Genomic DNA, 15,399 nt, shown 5'->3' on the forward strand with positions numbered 1-15,399 from the left:
GCTCGCCGCCGGCCGATGGCGCGTCGCCCCGAAGGCGAGCCGGGCGCCGGCCGGCTCGACGATCGAACGCCAAAGCCTACTCGAGGACGCTCAGCAGCGCGCGCCCCAGCGCCTGCTTCTCCTCCGAATCGACGTCATCGCGCGCCCGGATGCCGAGCACCGCGTCGACCGTGGACGTGATCGTCGCGGGCGATACGCCTCCCGAGCCAATGTACGAGAGGCCGCGGCGCAGGTTGAAGCGGCCGAGCGCGAGGCGATTCCACGCGATCTGCAGCGCCGTGGCGGGAGGCATGCGCGGATCGCGCGTGATCGAGCCGAAGGTCGAGCTCTTCGCGATAAACGCGCGATTGCCGCTCGCGCTGCCGAGCCCGAAGACATGGACCGCATCCGCGCGCGCGATGAACGACAGATCGGGCTCGGTGGTGCGCGCCTCGATGATCGGCCCCGCGGACCACAGCCCGAGCGTTTCCCAGAAACGCTCGGCCTCGAGCCCGAACTCGAGCATCCCTTGGCGGAACGAGCTCGACACCCGAGCGCCGGCGACGACCTGCGACGACAGCGCGAGCGCCGAGTCGAGCATCCCGAAGTCGTGCCCCGCCGCGCCGAGGATCGCCTCGAGCGCCGCCTCCTCGCCGCGCGCGCGCGCGGCATCGCCGAGATCCCACCGCAGATCGACCGCGTCGCGGAAGCGGGTGGCGAGCGCGTCGTAGGCCGTGCCGTACATCGCCTCGAGCGCGAAGGCGTACTGAGCGCGCGCGCGCGCCGTGGTCCCGTACTGCACGAGGTGCGCGTGAACGGCGTCGAGCTGCTCGCGCGGCAAGCTGCGCAGGTCGCGCGCGAACGCGAGGCGGTGCGCGGCGTCGTACAGCGTCGCCTCGCTGTCCGTGATGCCGAGGACCTCCTGCACTAGCTCCGCAGCGGGCTTCTCCCACTTCGCGCGATCGGGGTCGGTCGCGGCGATGTAGGCGCTCCTCCACGCGGGCCGCAGGGCGAAGATGGCCGCCGCGTCGGCGCCGTCCGGCAGCTCCTCCGTGTTCTGCGAGGCCGCGCGCACCGCGGCCGCGCGCTGCGCGATGACGACGTGCGGATCGATCTCCAGGGTGGCCGGCTCGATGATGTAGGCCAGACGTGTGAAGCTGAGCGCGTCGCGCGTCGTCGCCGGGTCGGCGTGGCCCTGCCAGCACGTGCTCGCGCTGACGACGACGCGTGGGCGCACGATCGCGGCGATCGCCCCCATGCTCGGCCCGCCGCTCGGCGCGTCGATGAGCAGGAACCAGCGGGGCGCTGTGCTCGCGGGCGCGAGGATCTCCTGCCATGCCTGCGCGCGCTCGTCGTCGCTCACGCGCGCGTCGTCGAGCAGCGAGAGGAGCCCGGCGATCTCCGCCGGCACCTGGCTCGCCCAGTACCCGTCGACCGCTCCGGCGTAGCGCGTCACCGCCTGCGCCACCTCCGCGCCGCTCAGGTCGAGGCTCGCGGCGGCGCGCGTATACGCTCGCAGCATGTCCGCGGCGAGGCGCATGCGCTGCGCCTGCGCGAGCGCTGCGATGCGCGCGAGCACGGCGCGGGGATCCATCGCGGCCTCGAGCGCCGCCAAGGGGACGAGCCAGCCGGCGATCGACGGCGTGACGTCGTTCAGGAGCTGCGCCTTCTGCGCTGCGCTGACGTCGGTGAGCCCGATGAGCCCCGCCGCGAGCCCCGAGTTGACGTCGTCGAGCGGCTTGTCCGCGAGCGTCACCAACGCGTCGATGCGCTCGGCGCGCGACCCGCTCACGAGCACGGCCCGGAGCGCCGGCCAGTCGTTGGTTTGCCTGCGCTGCCATGCGAGGGCCTGGTCGAGCTTCGCCGCGACGTCCGCGTCCGAGGCCGCGCCGTCGGCGAGGAGCGGCACGAGCGCCTTGAACAGCGCGCCGCGCGGACGGGGATTGAGGTCGCGCCAGCTCGCCGTGTCGGCGGCTTGGTACAAGGACAGCAGCGCGCTCTGCCGCGCCGCCGCAGAGAGCACTGTGGAGCGTCCGATGGCCGTGATCGCGTCCTCGATCAGGTTCGTCACGTCGGTCGTCTCCGCGACCTCCGCGAGGAACCCGGAAATGTCCACGTCCGGAGGCGCGGACGCGAGCGCCTCGCCGAGGAGCTGCCCGCGCGCCTCCGCCTGGCGCGCGGCGATCCCGTTGGGCAGGCTCGACCAGTTTCCGCTGTCCTCCTCGCGGACGCCGTAGTCCTCGCGGAGCGTGTCCGCCCGCATCTCGTTCAGCGCAGCGGCGGAGGCGAACCATTGCGTGAGCTCCCGCTGCCGCGCGGGGCCGACGTCCGAGCCTCTCCAGAACAGCCGCCCCGTCGCGCGACGTACGCGATAGCTCGGATCGGTGAGCATGGCGTCGGCCTGCGCCGCGCTCAAGGTGCCGGCGCTCCCGTACCACGCAGCGGCCGACTCGCGGACCGAGCGCGAGGCCGACTCCCGCAGCGTCACGAGCAGCTCGTCGACGCTCGGCGGATGCTCGAGGTCCGGCGTGCGCAGCGCTCCGGCCGCGCAGCGGAAGCGCTTGGTCTGGAGGAGATCCGCGACGAATGCGACGAGCGCGCGACGCTCGTCCTCCGTCGTTCCGGGGTTGTTCGAGAGCGACGCGGCCGCCTCGAACACGAGCGCCGGGCTCTCCGTGCTCGCGAGGATGCGGAAGACGCGCGCGAGATCGCCCGGGCGCACGGGCGCGTTTCGCAGCAGGTCGGTCTGGAGCGGTCCCTCGGTCACCGCCTCGAGCGCGAGCAGGTCGGCGACGGCGACCACGCCGAGGCGCGCGAGGTGTGCGGCTTCACCGTTCCAGTACAACCGCTCCGGCTCGCCGCGGCAGTCGTCTGACGGGTACGGCTCGACGCCGAAGCCGCCGACCTGATTGACCGCGCGATCGAGCGCGAGGCGGACAGTCGATGAGGGGTCCTGCCCGAGCTGCGCGACCACCTGCTGGAGGACGAGATCGCCCGACAGAAAGGGCGCATCGCTTATCGCGCCCTCGGTCGTGTCGGCGCTCTCGGTCGTGTCGGCGCTCTCGGTCGTGTCGACGCTCTCGCCCATGTCGACGCAGCCGGCTGCGAGGAGAGTCCATGCGATGCAAATCGACGAGAACAGGTGTGTTTTGCGCATACTCACAGAGAAACTCCATTTCAAGCTTGAACAGCTTCATCGCGGCCCGCCGCCGTAGCCGGACGCTGTGGCGGAAGAGCCGGGGGACCGGCAGCCGCCGCATCATAGATAGATCCGGCTGCTCATGTGTCCTCTGAGCACGATTCTGCTCATGGAGATGCGTGGAGTATCGGACCGTGGCCGTCCAGTCGCATTCGCTGTGCCACGGGCCGCTCCGGATTCCGCGGAGACGATGCGGCCCGACCACGCCGATCTGCCGTTCCCCCGTCGTCCCCGATCCGGAGCGCCGCTGGTACCGGCAATTGGGCGTCGAGCGCTCGACGCTGGCGGGGGCGCGTCCGAAGGTCGTGTGGTCGGCGATCCGCGGGATCGTGGGCGCGCGGTCCAACGCGTTCCACGGGGAAGGGGGCAAGGACGGGCTGCTCGCCGACTTCCTCGTCGGCCCCGACGGCGCGCTCCTCGACCTGCACTACGGAGCTCACGCCGCCGATCACTGGGAGCTCGAGCAGGTGATCGCCCTCGCGCGCGCGAACCGGTGAGCGCGTCGTGTCATCACGAGCGTCGCGCGCCGGTCACCCGCCCTTGAAGAACCACGGCTGGGCGCCCGGTGCCGTAAACTGCGGGAGGGGCCGTGAACTGCGGGAGGGGCTTGCTCACCCTTCCGGTGCCACCGGCAGCCCGAGCAGCCGACCGATCGCCTCGTGAACGATCCGGGCCGCCACCTCATCTCCGAGGGCGACGGCGCGGCTCAGGGTGCTGGCGAGCGAGGCGACCACCTCAGCCCGACGCGACGGCTCGGTTACGGCAAGCGCCCCAGGCCCTGGGCTTGACAGTTGGGCCCGGGTTGGGTCCATGGCTTCCGAGGGTGGGCGGCCCGTCGTCACGCTCTCCCCAAATCCCCGGTGAAGCGACGGATCGCGACGGTTCGCCCCCGCGGAACAGTCCCGCCAGGACTTCTGAGACAACGCGGCGGAGACGGACGAAAAGTCAATAATTTCGACCTGTTCCGTCTGATTTGCGGCCGGGTCGCTCGCCGGCGTGGCCCAACGCGCTGCCTGCAGCCACCGGGGCGCCCGCTGGGGGCTGGCCGGCGTGGTCAACGACCGCGCCCGGCGCTCGGTGGTGCAGCGCGCGGACAACGGACGCGCCGTTGCTCGGCGATGGCGAGCCCGCCTCCGGGCCCGCGGACATGGGATCACTTCCACCTAAACGGCCGCCCCTGCCGTTCAGCTCGGGGATCGCCTCGTCCAGAGGGGCGAAATCCCCCAAGCCGAGCTCAGCGACTTTGCGCGCCGCGCGCTTGTAGCGTGGATTTCGCGCCTAAAAATCCGATCCTGGCGCGTATCGCCGAGGCCGACGCCATCGTCGGGGCCAAGCTGCGACCGGGCGACACGAGCTTCGGCGAAGCCGATGTGCCCTTCGTCGAGGAGTGCGTCGACCGGGCACGCGCCGCAGCTCCGAGCGCGGCCATCTACGTACGGATCGATGGCGCTGGGGATTGCAGCGCTTTGATGCACGCCGTTGCTGCGAAGGGATGCTTTTTCCTGACCAAGGCGCGGATGAGCCCCGATCTGGTGGGCAGGGTCGCGTACGCCACCGGATGGCGGACCGTCGACCGAGATGCCGATGGTCGTCCTCGACGCCAGGTGACCGAGGTCCCCTTCCGGCGCCGCGATTGGCCCGATGGGGTCCGCGTCATCGCCGTACGCACACGCGACCGGGAGAATGGCAAGCAGATCGACCTTTGGGAGGGGCTCGACTACACGGTGCAGGTCTTCTTGACCAACGAGCCGGTCGAATCGATCTCGCGCCGCTCATCCACCGGGATCTCGTCCGGGCCGAGGGCGCCGGCCTCGTCGAACCCGGGGCCGGCGCCCTCGGCGTGCTGGACGTCATGGCCCGCTTCCTGGGGCTCGGCAGCCACGAATTCACGCTCCCACGCGTGCTCTTCGGCGGGGAAGCCGAGCAGCTTATCGCGGAGCGGCTCGGCGGCCGCACACCAGAGCACATTCGCGACGAGCTGCAGAGGGGTGCGCCTGCGCCGCGGAGGAAGGCGATCCGCTGAGCTGAGCTTCACGGACGATGACCGGCCCCGCAGGGGTACAGGCCATTGCTCGCCGCCCGCCGCTCGGTTACTCAGGGAGACGGGCTCGTCCCGCCGCGCGTCGTGTCCCGCGCGTCTTCTGCGACAACGACCTTCCTCGACCAGGAGAAACCATGCCGAAGCGGCCCATTGCACTCGCCGTGAGATGTCTCGTCCTTCTGTGGGCGTTCGCGGTCCTCCTCGCCCTGCCGCGCGCCGCGCGCGCCGAGACCGTCGTCGCGGGCGGGAACATCATCAACAGGACGTGGGATCCGGCCGGGAGCCCGTACATCGTGCAGGGCGACATCATCGTCCCGGCGGGCGCCAGGCTCACGATCCAGGCGGGCACCGAGGTCCGGTTCGCGTCGAGCGACGGCCTGGGCACCGGATTGGATACGGGCGAGGTCGAGATGACCATCCGGGGCACCCTCGATGTCGCGGGCACCGCGGCGAGCCCCGTGATCTTCAGATCCCAGGCCGGAGGCGGCGCGCGGGAGTGGTACGGCGTGGTCGTCGACGCTCCCACGGCCGTGCTGACGACGAACGAGCTCGTGGTGCAGAACGCGAGCGCCGGCTTCCACGTGATCGACGGCGTGCTCACGCTGGACCGGGTCGTCGCGCACACGAACGCGTACGGCGCCGTGTTCTCGCGCAATGGCAGCGCGACGCTCACGGGCTGGACCGTCCGGAACAACACGGACGGGGGGCTCTACATCAGCTCGACGAACCGCGGCGTGAGCACCGTGTCGATCTCCGGGTCGACCATCCACGCGAACCGGGGCGCCGGCGTCGAGGTGCGTGCCGAGGCGGGCTCGCGCGCGACCGTGGACATCAAGAGCTCCATCGTGACGAACAACACCGGGCCTGGCATCACCCGGAGAGCGGAGTATGGGACGACGGTCGCGACCGTCACGTACTCGAACGTGTGGGGGAACGGGCCAAACTACGTCAGCGTGGACCCGGGCGAGGGGGCCCTCTCGGCGAACCCGCTCTATGTGGGCGCGCCGCAGAACCTGCGCCTCACGTCGAACTCGCCCTGTCGGTTCGCGGGGGAGCTGGGGGGCGACATCGGGGCGCTGCCGTACACCGGGGATCCGACGCCGCAGCTCGTCGGCGTGCTCTGGGCCGACCTGACGCTGAACCTGGCGGGCTCGCCATACAAGGTCCCGGGAGATCTCACGGTCGCGCCCGGGGTCACGCTGACGATCGACCCAGGCGTGGTCGTGCAGTTCGAGACGAGCGACATGATGGCGTCGCTCCAGGATCTGAACAAGGCGGAGCTCGTGGTGATGGGGGCGCTGAAGGCGGGCGGCACGCCGGCGCTGCCTGTCACGATCGAATCGACGGGCACCGGCGCTCGGAGCTTCTGGGGCGTCCGGCTCGAGGCACCGTCGACGGGTAACGTGCTCTCGAACGCGGTCATCTCGGAGGCCTCGGTCGGGATCCTGGCGCAGCAGGGGAATCATGCGATCGACGGGCTCACCGTGCACACGAGCGCGTACGGCATGATCGTCTCGGGCTCGGCGTCTGCCACGGTGACCAACACGGTCCTGCGGAACAACACGGACATGGGCCTCTACGTCAGCGGGACGTCCGGCGCGACAGCGGCAGTGACGCTCACGAACGTGACCATCCACGCGAACCGGGGCGCCGGCGTCGAGGTGCGTGCCGACGCGGGGGCGGGCGCGCTCGTGGATATCAACAACTCCATCGTGACGAACAACAGCGGGCCAGGCGTCGCTCGGCGCGCGGAGTATGGGACGACGCGCGTGACCGTCACGTACTCGAACGTGTGGCAGAACGGGCCAAACTACGTCGGTGTGACCCCTGGCGAGGGGACCCTCTCGGCGAACCCGCTCTATGTCGCTGCGCCGGCGAACCTGAAGCTCCAGGAGACGAGCCTGTGCGTCGACTCCGGCACGGACGTCGGCGCGCCGGGACACGACCTCGAGGGCAACCCGCGCCCGCTCGACGGCGACCAGATCAACGGGCCGGCCTTCGATATGGGGGCGTACGAGCTGGCGCCGCCGACGGTGTGCGGCGACGGGGTCCTCGGCGCGGGCGAGGTATGCGATGACGGCCCGCGGAACGGCCAGTATGGCCAGTGCAAGGGCGATTGCTCCGGCGCCGGCCCCTATTGCGGCGACGGCATCACGAGCGGACCCGAGGACTGCGACGATGGCAACGCGAGCAATGAGGACGCGTGCCTGAATACGTGCGTCGCGGCGACCTGCGGCGACGGCTTCACGGAGGCGGACGTCGAGGAGTGCGACGACGGCAACGAGAGCAATGAGGACGCTTGTCTGAATACATGCTTCGCGGCGACCTGCGGCGACGGCTTCACGGAGGCGGACGTCGAGGAGTGCGACGACGGCAACGCGAGCGACGCGGATGCGTGCGTGGCCGGCTGCAAGCACGCGACCTGCGGCGACGGCTTCACGGAGGCGGACGTCGAGGCGTGCGACGACGGCAATGTGATGGCCGGTGATGGGTGCAGCGGCGTGTGCTTGTTTGAAGAGCAGGGCGGCGCGGGCGTCGGGGGCGGGGGCGTCGGGGGCGCCGGCGGCAGCGCGGGCGAAGGTGGCCAGGGCGTCGGGGGCGTCGGGGGCAGCGCGGGCGAAGGCGGCCAGGGCGTCGGGGGCGCCGGGGGCGCCGGCGGCAGCGCGGGCGAAGGTGGCCAGGGCGGCGCGGGCGTCGGGGGCGCCGGCGGCAGCGCGGGCGAAGGAGGCCAGGGCGTCGGGGGCGCGGGCGTCGGGGGCGCCGGCGGCGCCGGCGGCAGCGCGGGCGAAGGTGGCCAGGGCGGCGCGGGCGTCGGGGGCGCCGGCGGCAGCGCGGGCGAAGGCGGCCAGGGCGACGCGGGCGTCGGGGGCGCCGGCGGCAGCGCGGGCGAAGGCGGCCAGGGCGACGCGGGCGTCGGGGGCGCCGGCGGCAGCGCGGGCGAAGGCGGCCAGGGCGACGCGGGCGTCGGGGGCGCCGGCGGCAGCGCGGGCGAAGGTGGCGGGGTCGGAGGCAACGGCGGTGAGGGTCAAGGCGGCAGCGCCGGAGACGACGAGGATGACGGCGGCTGCGGATGCCGGGTGGCAGGCGCGCCCGACTCCTCGACGGCCGAGGCCGCGCTCGCGCTCGGTGGCCTCGCGATCGCGATCGCCCGCAGGCGGCGCGCTCGCCGATCGTAGCCGCCCGAGGCCCGGCGTGAGTCGACCGGGATCACCTCAACCGAGTTGAGCATCCATCCAGCGAAGTTGGATCGGCTCGAGTACTGCGTCATCCAAGTTCGTCCCGGGATCGTCGCGGAGGGGCCGGAGCGCAGGCGGGCCTCAAAAGGGGCCCGCCTGCGCGCAGCCCCCGCGAGCGGCGACCCCGGGACGAACTTGGGCTTTCTCCCTGGCTGTAGCGAGCGTTCAGAGGAAAGCAGTAGAACGCTCCGCGCACCGAGCTCTTGAGGTAGGTGATGTCGGTGGAGGCGCGGAGCGGCGAGCGTCGTCGGACATGGGCGCGAGGCCACGAGCATCGCGAGGCCAGCGCGAGAGCGTCGTCTGATGCACCCCCGTCTCGGCCGACAGCGCCACCGCCGTCGGTCCTCCTGGGGCGAGGAGCCGTCGGGCGATTTTTCTTTTTAAGGATTCTGAGTACTCTCTCTCCTCAAAGCCTGTCTCCGCTCCCCGAAGCCGGTGCTCTGACGCTCCGTAGGCGGATCCGATCGGGCGCCTACTTCTCTGAGACGGGGGGCTCTCGACCCAGATCGAAGTGGCTCCCCACGAGGAAGAACTCGCTCCCGCAGCCGCACCGGAGGACGTCGCCGTGGCGCGCGTTCGCCCAGACCTCGTCGACCGGCACGGGCCGCACCGAGAGCGCGCTGGCCAAGACGAACGAGCGACCTCGCGGCAGCAAGAAGCATACAGCCAGCCCTCGCCGGTGGAAATGTACGTCACGTCCGTCACCCAGACCTGGTTGGGCGCTTGAGCATCGAATTGCCGCTCGATCGCATTCGGGGCGATCGGGCCGCTGTGCCGCGGGTCGGTGGCGCGGCGGAAGCGCCGCTTCCTCCGCGCCGCGAGCCTCTGAGCGCGCATCAGCCGCTCGACCCGTTTCTTGCCGACACGCATGCCGCGAGCACGCAGCTCCGCGTGGATGCGCGGACTACCGTAGCGGCCACGGCTCTTGTGGTGCACGGCCCTGATCTGCGCGCTCAGTTAGCCGCTTCACGTCGCGGCGCAGCCGCTGCAGTTCCTCACGCTCCGGCGTCGTCAGCGCCCCCGGCGGGCCGTGGCCCGCGTCGGTGTCCGCGCGCTTGATCCAGTCGCGCAGCGCCGTCTCGGTCAGGTCGAGGTCCTTCGCCACCTGGCCGATGCTCCGGTCGCTCGCCTTCGCCAGCCGTACCGCCTCCGCCTTGAACTCGGGCGTGAACGCCCTCCTCTTTCTCCGTCCCATCCCTGCCTCCTGGTGCCGTCGGGGGTGTCGACGGAAGCGGGGGAGGACCAGGCGCTCACTCGCCCGGGAAGAGCTCCTCGGCCGTCATGTACTTCGCCCCGAGCGCTTGCGCGAACTCCCGGTCGCTTTCCATATCGCCGACCATGACCAGGTGCTCTCGCGCGAGCTTGTGGCGCTGGATCAGCGACACCCCGAGCCCCGGCAGGGGCTTGCGGCAGAAGCAGCCGACCGGAAACGCCGGGTGCGGGCAGTACACGACCTCGGCCACGGGCAGGCCGAGGAGCTCGATCGTCCGCGAGAACGCGGCCAGGACGGCCTCTTCGGTCACCGATCCTTTCGAGATGCCGCTCTGGTTCGACACGAAGAAGAGCGTGTATCCGTCGTTGACCCAGCGCTCCAGGACCGCGCGCCGACCGGGCAGGAGCTCGACGTCGTCGGGGTCGCGCGGGTAGATCTCACCGCTCTTCGTCTTTCGCAGCGTGCCGTCGACGTCGAGGAGCAAGCCCTTGCCCGTGAAGAGCGGATCGACGCGCCGGGCGAACGGGATCTCCTCGACCACCGAGAACCCCTCATCCGCGTGCGGCGCCTCGAAATTCGCGGCCCACCGCGAGAGCGCCTGCGGCGGCGGCAGGTTGGGATCCTCTTTGCCGAGCGCTCTCATGTCCTCCGGCCCGAGCAGCTTGCCGTAGCGCTCGAGGACGCGCAGGACGACGTTCGCGTAGGCCTCGTTGATGGGCGTGGCCAGGTACCGGCACCGGACGGGCACGCCGTGCGCGTGCGCCATCCGGAGCACCGCATAGCGCGACGCGCGCGTGCCGTACGTATTGTCGAGGACCACCCGCGTCTGCCCCGAGGAGAGCAGCTCCCCGAGCTTCTTGACCACGCCGTCGAGCGTGCCGCCGAGCTCATCGCGGTTCAGGCGCGCGTACCCTCTGGCCGTGTAGCGGGCGACCTCCGACGATTTGCCTGCCCCTTGAATCCCCATGACCACGACCACCTCGGGCGCATCGCCGGGGCCTTCTCCGGGCTCGAGCTTGCGCAGGCCGGCGGGGATCAGGGGGGGCGCGACCGAGGCCAGCGCATCAGCGGTGGGCGCAAAGCTGATCTTCGAGAGGTCGGCTCGATCGCGCGCGCCAAAGGGGACCCGGAGCGCGCGCAAGCAGGACTCGACGCTCTCCCGCTTGGTCGCCCCGAACAGGGGAAGGACCGGGGGGCCGAGATCGAGCAGGGCCGCGAGGGCCGCCTCCTGGGGCGTGATGCTGTGCCGCGCGGCGATGGGCTTGATCGCGCGGTTCTTGAGGAGGCTATCGACCTTGGCGTGACCGCCGAGCGGCCGGTGGGCGAGGAACGGGATGCCCATTTGCCTGGCGAGCTCGAAGAGGCCTCGGGCGGCGCTGCCGCGATCGAGGACGCTCAGCTCCTCCTGGATGGCCCGCACCGGAAAGTGCCGCTCGGCCTGGCGGACCTCTGCGATGGAGGTGTTGCTGAGGCCGAGGTGCTCGATGAGGCCCTCTCTCTGGAGCTCGGCGAGGGCGGCGAGGCTCTCTTCGAGGGGAGTCCTGGGGTCGGTCACGTGGAGGAGGAGCATGAAAATCCGCGAGACGCCGAGCGCCTTCAGGCTGCCCTCGACCGTGCGGCGCAGGTGGTCGCGGCTGCCGCTCGGGACCCATCGCCCTTTGGGTCGGGTGAGGCCCGCCTTGGTGATCACGCGCACGTCGTCGCGCGGGCCGGACCACGCGTCGAGCGCCTTGCGGACGAGGCGCTCTCCATAGTGGACCTCGCGGTCGGTGAGGCAGTAGGAGTCGGCGGTGTCGAGGAGGCGTATGCCCTGATCGAGGGCAACGTGGATGACTGCGGTCGCGTCCTCTTCCGAGGGGCGCCCCTCCGTGGCCAGCCGGAGCAGGCCGAGGCCGAGGGGAACGTCGAGGTGGCCTAGGACACCGTAGGGCGAGGGGGCGGGAGTCACGGAGGCGCTGACGTAGCCAGGTCCGCGGCTCGATGCAAGCGCTGCGCCGCCCATTGCCCGCGGTGAAGGGGTCGTGGCATCACCGGTCCCACCGTACGGCCACGCTGCACGCGCTGGTTGACATAGAGAACCGTACATGACCGCCTCAGTCGGCGAGATCGCACCCGCGCAGGACGGACGCGCGCGGCCGAGGCGCGGGCCATGGGCAGTTTGGCCACGGCGGGATCCAGCCCCCTGGAATCAATCGTTCGCTGGCCACCAAACGTCCCGGCGCCCCGCTGCACGGCGCCGTTGCGCTCCACGAGCCCGCTCGGTACCCTCGGAGGAAAAATGACGTCCACCGCGCCGCACGGCTGCTGCGAGAGGAGCCATGTCCAACGTTCGGCTCCCCCTCTGACCAGAGCCCTGCCTCCCGCCGCCACTCCCTCCGGCCCGATGAACCAACGGCGCGGCGCCCCGTCTCCCTCCCCCCGTCTCCCCTTCCCCCGTCTCCCCTCAAAGGCATGTTGCACACAGCGGCGCACACCGACATGCGAAACAAGCACCACGCCAGGGCCGAACGCCGTGGCTTCGCAGACCGATGAAAGGAGTTCTGACGACATGAAGAGGTTCTTGGCTATTTTTGCCGCCTTGGGTTGCTCCCTCGCCACTTCGCTCGTGCTCGCGGCTCCTCTCCCTGTGACCGGCCAGTGGCGGACGATCGATGAGCAGGGGGTCGAGCAGTCGGTGGTAGAGATTTACGAGAAGGGCGGGAAGATCTTCGGCAAGATCGTGAGCCTGAAACAGCCGCTCGACGCGCAGGGGAAGCCGAAGCTCTGCACCGCCTGTGAGGGCGCCGACAAGAACAAGCCCCTTGTGGGGCTCGTCATCATCAAGAACATGGTCCGCGATGACGACGAGTACGACGACGGTACGATCCTGGATCCGAACAACGGCGAGACCTATAGCTGCAAGCTCGAGGCCATCGAGGGCGGGAAGAAGCTAAAGGTGCGCGGCTTTTTGGGCATCTCCCTCCTCGGCAGGACCCAGACCTGGCTGAAGAAGTAAAAGGATCTTCCTCGCCGTGGGTGCTCTGGTGCCTGCGCCGCAGCCGCGCGCCGGACGAGCTGGTGCGGCGGCTGTCGCCGAGGGCCAGCGCAGCACGCCGCTGCGGTAGCTCCGCGCACGTCCTCGCTTCTCTGCAGTGAAGTGGTCTGGAGAGGCTACGATACCGGGGCGTTGGGATTCACCACCACCTGGTACCGACGTCCCGTGGACAGCACGCTCGGATCAATGCCCTCCTCGAGCGGTACGCGCGTCTGCGTGAGCTGGTGGCCGGGTAAGCAACACGCGAGGGTGAAGGCCGCGTCCCAGCGCAGCCGATCGAGCACCCTGTCCATGTGCACGTGGGCGTGGACGAACGTCACGAACACCGGCATCGGGGGCAGGGCATTGAGCTGATCCGCGACGTCGTCGATGCTGGCCTTGTGCCACGCCAGGCGCCGAACCCCGAAGCGATCGCGCCACGCCTCCACCAAGGCTACGTTGAGCAGCGGATCGACGCTGATGTTGTCCGCCTCGCTCTTCAGCGAAAAGAGGGCCCCGGTCCTCGCGTGGGCCCCGTCCCCGACGTGAATGACGCGACACGGGCGGCCCTTGGTCAAGAGGGGCCGAAGATGACAGAGGGCAGAGTAGCTCTCGGTCATTTCCTTGGCGGGCCTGGTCGCTTTTGCGAACAAGGGCCACAGCGCTTCGAAGGAGCTCCTTCGCATCAGCCGGTCCAGGTAGTCGCTGCTCGGGGGCTGCGCGTCGGTGCTGGCCATGGAGGCTGCTTGTAGCAGAGCTGCCGCGATCCGCGCGGACCTCCCGTCGGAGGACCGAGCGGGGCCGCCCACTCCCACGCCACGGCGGCGCCCACGAGAGCCGGGCGCCGGCGCGTCCGCCTGGGCCGCCCGCGAGCGGGGGCCGCCCCCGCGCGAACGGGGAGCTTCCCGCTCGAGCGGAGCCCGCCGCTGCGGCTAGCCTCGCAGGCCACCATGAGGGTCGAGCCGTACCGCGCCCCGCTCCGGGGCGGCCGTCACTGCATCCTCCGTCAGACCTCGCGCGAGGACGCCGCTGCCCTGCTCGCTCTCGAGCGGGCGATCGTGCGCGCGCGCCAGGGCATCGTGAAGCACGACGACGAGCTGCCCGCGGACGCGGCCGCCTACGCCGAGCAGCGGGAGCGCGCGGGCCTCACGGCGACGGACGGCTCGGCGATGTGCCTGGCCGCCGAGCTCCCGGGGCGCCGCCTCGTCGGCGAGGCGACGCTCGTCCGGCGGTTCAAGTTCCGGATGCTGCGCCACGTGGGGATCCTCGGGCTCGGCGTGCACCCGGAGGCGCAGGGGCTCGGCGTGGGCCGGGCGCTGATGGAGCGGCTCCTCGGGCTGGCGGCCGCGCACCGCGACCCGGACGGGGGGCGCGTGCGGCGCGTGGAGCTCTACGTGCGGGCCGACAACGCGCGGGCGATCGCGCTCTACCTGTCGTTCGGGTTCGTGCACGAGGGGACGCGACGCGACTTCATCCGCGGCGACGGCGGGGCGTTCGTGGACGACCTGGTCATGGGCCTCCTGCTGCCCGACGATGCGCCCGCCGCGGGCCGGTGAGGCGCGCCCCGCCCCCCCCGCGGGCATGACGCGCGCCCGCCGCGGGCCGGTGAGGTGCGCCCCGGCCCCCCGCGGGCATGACGCGCGCCGGCGCCGCGGGGTAGCCTTCCCGCGATGAGCGGACCGCCTCCTGCCGCACGCGCCGCCGGCCCCGGCGCCCTCCCCGACCCCGCCGCCCTCCCCGGCCGTGGCGCCGCGCCCGCGCCGGCCGCCGCTCCCGGCCCCGCCGGCCGCTCCGACGCCGCCGCCCGCCACGACCCCGCCGCCCGCGCCCGCGCCGCGCTGCGCGCCGGGCGCATCGCGGCGCTGACCGCCGGCGGCCTCGCCCTCGGCAAGCTCGTCGCCGGCCAGCTCGGCCATTCGATGGCCGTCACCGCGAGCGCCGTCGACTCGCTCACGGACCTCTTCGCCTCCTCGGCGAACGCCCTCGCCATCCAGCTCGCCCACGCCGCGCCCGACCGCTCCCACCCCTTCGGTCACGCGAAGATCGAGACGCTCGCGACCGCCGGTCAGGGCCTGCTCATCGGCGGCTCCGGGGTCTACCTGCTCGTCGAGGGGATCCGGCGGCTGCTCTCGCCCCAGCCGCTCCGCCTCGCCGCCGTCACGCTCGGCGCCATGGCCGCCGCCGCGCTGATCACCGCGGCGCTCGTGGCCTACCTCGGCCGCGTCGCCGCCCGCACCGGCTCGAGCGCCATCCAGGCCGACGCCGTCCACTACCGCACCGACATCGCGGCGAACGTCGCGGTCCTCCTCGGCGTCGCCGTCACGTACGCGACCGGCTTCTCCCGCGTCGACGGCCTGCTGTCGATCGCGGTCGCCGTCTACGTCCTCACGTCCGCGGGGACCCTCCTCCGGCTCGGCGTGCGCGACCTCATCGACACCAGCGCCCCCGACGAGCGCGTCGCCGCCCTCGAGGCCGCGCTCGACGCGATGCGCGCGCGCGGCGAGATCCTCGGCCATCACGGGCTGCGCACGCGGCTCGCCGGGCGCACGCTGTTCGTCGACGTGCACATCGAGCTCCCGGGCGACATGCGCCTCGCCCGCGCGCACGCGACGGGCGACCGCGCGCGCGACGCGATCCGCGCCGCCGAGCCCGACGCCGAGGTGCTCGTGCACATCGACGTCGAGCGCGACGAGCCGGCGTGACGCGGCCGACGTGCAG

Annotated in this window: 10 protein-coding genes and 2 pseudogenes; 6 read left to right on the forward strand and 6 right to left on the reverse strand. The window is 71.7% G+C overall.

The annotated features are described in order from the left end of the window. Positions 1-76 precede the first annotated feature (76 nt). Positions 77-3,136, reverse strand: coding sequence for a hypothetical protein (locus WMF20_RS24680; protein WP_437617051.1), 3,060 nt, complete (start codon positions 3,134-3,136; stop codon positions 77-79). A 161-nt stretch (positions 3,137-3,297) separates the two neighbouring features. Here WMF20_RS24680 and WMF20_RS24685 point away from each other — a divergent pair, with 161 nt between their 5' ends. Together WMF20_RS24685 and WMF20_RS24690 are read left to right on the forward strand one after the other, a co-directional pair. Continuing rightward, the gene (locus WMF20_RS24685) at positions 3,298-3,675 is read left to right on the forward strand and encodes a hypothetical protein (protein WP_437617052.1); all 378 of its coding nucleotides are present in this window, start codon (positions 3,298-3,300) and stop codon (positions 3,673-3,675) included. Positions 3,676-4,461: 786 nt separating this feature from the next. Further along, positions 4,462-4,938: pseudogene (locus tag WMF20_RS24690) on the forward strand (transposase); the annotation flags it as partial. Here WMF20_RS24690 and WMF20_RS24695 read toward each other — a convergent pair. Further along, a complete protein-coding gene (locus tag WMF20_RS24695) occupies positions 4,896-5,060 on the reverse strand; it encodes a hypothetical protein (RefSeq protein WP_437617053.1) in 165 nt (54 codons plus the stop codon). The pseudogene WMF20_RS24690 and the gene WMF20_RS24695 overlap by 43 nt on opposite strands. A 293-nt stretch (positions 5,061-5,353) precedes the next feature. Here WMF20_RS24695 and WMF20_RS24700 point away from each other — a divergent pair, with 293 nt between their 5' ends. Continuing rightward, positions 5,354-8,395: a right-handed parallel beta-helix repeat-containing protein gene (locus WMF20_RS24700; protein ID WP_437617054.1), complete on the forward strand. Its 3,042-nt coding sequence runs from the start codon at positions 5,354-5,356 to the stop codon at positions 8,393-8,395. A gap of 532 nt (positions 8,396-8,927) precedes the next feature. Here WMF20_RS24700 and WMF20_RS24705 read toward each other — a convergent pair. The 3 genes and pseudogenes from WMF20_RS24705 to WMF20_RS24715 all read right to left on the reverse strand — a co-directional run bounded on the left by WMF20_RS24705 (position 8,928) and on the right by WMF20_RS24715 (position 11,616). Next, entirely contained in the window at positions 8,928-9,110 is a 183-nt protein-coding gene (locus tag WMF20_RS24705; protein WP_437617276.1) for a hypothetical protein, read from the reverse strand. Positions 9,111-9,115: 5 nt separating this feature from the next. Next, positions 9,116-9,650, reverse strand: a pseudogene (locus tag WMF20_RS24710) (IS3 family transposase); the annotation flags it as partial. Positions 9,651-9,705: 55 nt separating this feature from the next. Beyond that, positions 9,706-11,616, reverse strand: coding sequence for an aldo/keto reductase (locus tag WMF20_RS24715; RefSeq protein ID WP_437617055.1), 1,911 nt, complete (start codon positions 11,614-11,616; stop codon positions 9,706-9,708). Positions 11,617-12,216: 600 nt separating this feature from the next. Between WMF20_RS24715 and WMF20_RS24720 the strand changes: the two genes are divergently transcribed. Further along, entirely contained in the window at positions 12,217-12,663 is a 447-nt protein-coding gene (locus WMF20_RS24720) for a DUF2147 domain-containing protein (protein ID WP_437617056.1), read from the forward strand. A gap of 155 nt (positions 12,664-12,818) precedes the next feature. On the opposite strand, the gene WMF20_RS24725 is transcribed toward WMF20_RS24720, so the two are convergent. Then, positions 12,819-13,418 (reverse strand): hypothetical protein, encoded by a 600-nt coding sequence (locus WMF20_RS24725; RefSeq protein WP_129576721.1) that lies wholly within the window; start codon positions 13,416-13,418, stop codon positions 12,819-12,821. A 213-nt stretch (positions 13,419-13,631) separates the two neighbouring features. On the opposite strand from WMF20_RS24725, the gene WMF20_RS24730 reads away from it, so the two are divergent. After that, positions 13,632-14,237, forward strand: coding sequence for a GNAT family N-acetyltransferase (locus WMF20_RS24730; protein ID WP_437617057.1), 606 nt, complete (start codon positions 13,632-13,634; stop codon positions 14,235-14,237). 114 nt (positions 14,238-14,351) lie between these two features. Next, positions 14,352-15,383, forward strand: coding sequence for a cation diffusion facilitator family transporter (locus tag WMF20_RS24735; RefSeq protein ID WP_437617058.1), 1,032 nt, complete (start codon positions 14,352-14,354; stop codon positions 15,381-15,383). Positions 15,384-15,399: the final 16 nt, after the last annotated feature.

It is taken from the genome of Sorangium sp. So ce834 (assembly GCF_051521425.1).
GTDB lineage: Bacteria > Myxococcota_A > Polyangia > Polyangiales > Polyangiaceae > Sorangium > Sorangium cellulosum_D.

Bases quoted from the DNA above. Each gene is read 5' to 3' on its own strand.
- WMF20_RS24680 (WP_437617051.1), bottom strand. From the start codon at position 3,136: ATGCGCAAAACACACCTGTTCTCGTCGATTTGCATCGCATGGACTCTC.
- WMF20_RS24700 (WP_437617054.1), top strand. From the start codon at position 5,354: ATGCCGAAGCGGCCCATTGCACTCGCCGTGAGATGTCTCGTCCTTCTG.
- WMF20_RS24720 (WP_437617056.1), top strand. From the start codon at position 12,217: ATGAAGAGGTTCTTGGCTATTTTTGCCGCCTTGGGTTGCTCCCTCGCC.
- WMF20_RS24725 (WP_129576721.1), bottom strand. From the start codon at position 13,418: ATGGCCAGCACCGACGCGCAGCCCCCGAGCAGCGACTACCTGGACCGG.
- WMF20_RS24730 (WP_437617057.1), top strand. From the start codon at position 13,632: ATGAGGGTCGAGCCGTACCGCGCCCCGCTCCGGGGCGGCCGTCACTGC.
- WMF20_RS24735 (WP_437617058.1), top strand. From the start codon at position 14,352: ATGAGCGGACCGCCTCCTGCCGCACGCGCCGCCGGCCCCGGCGCCCTC.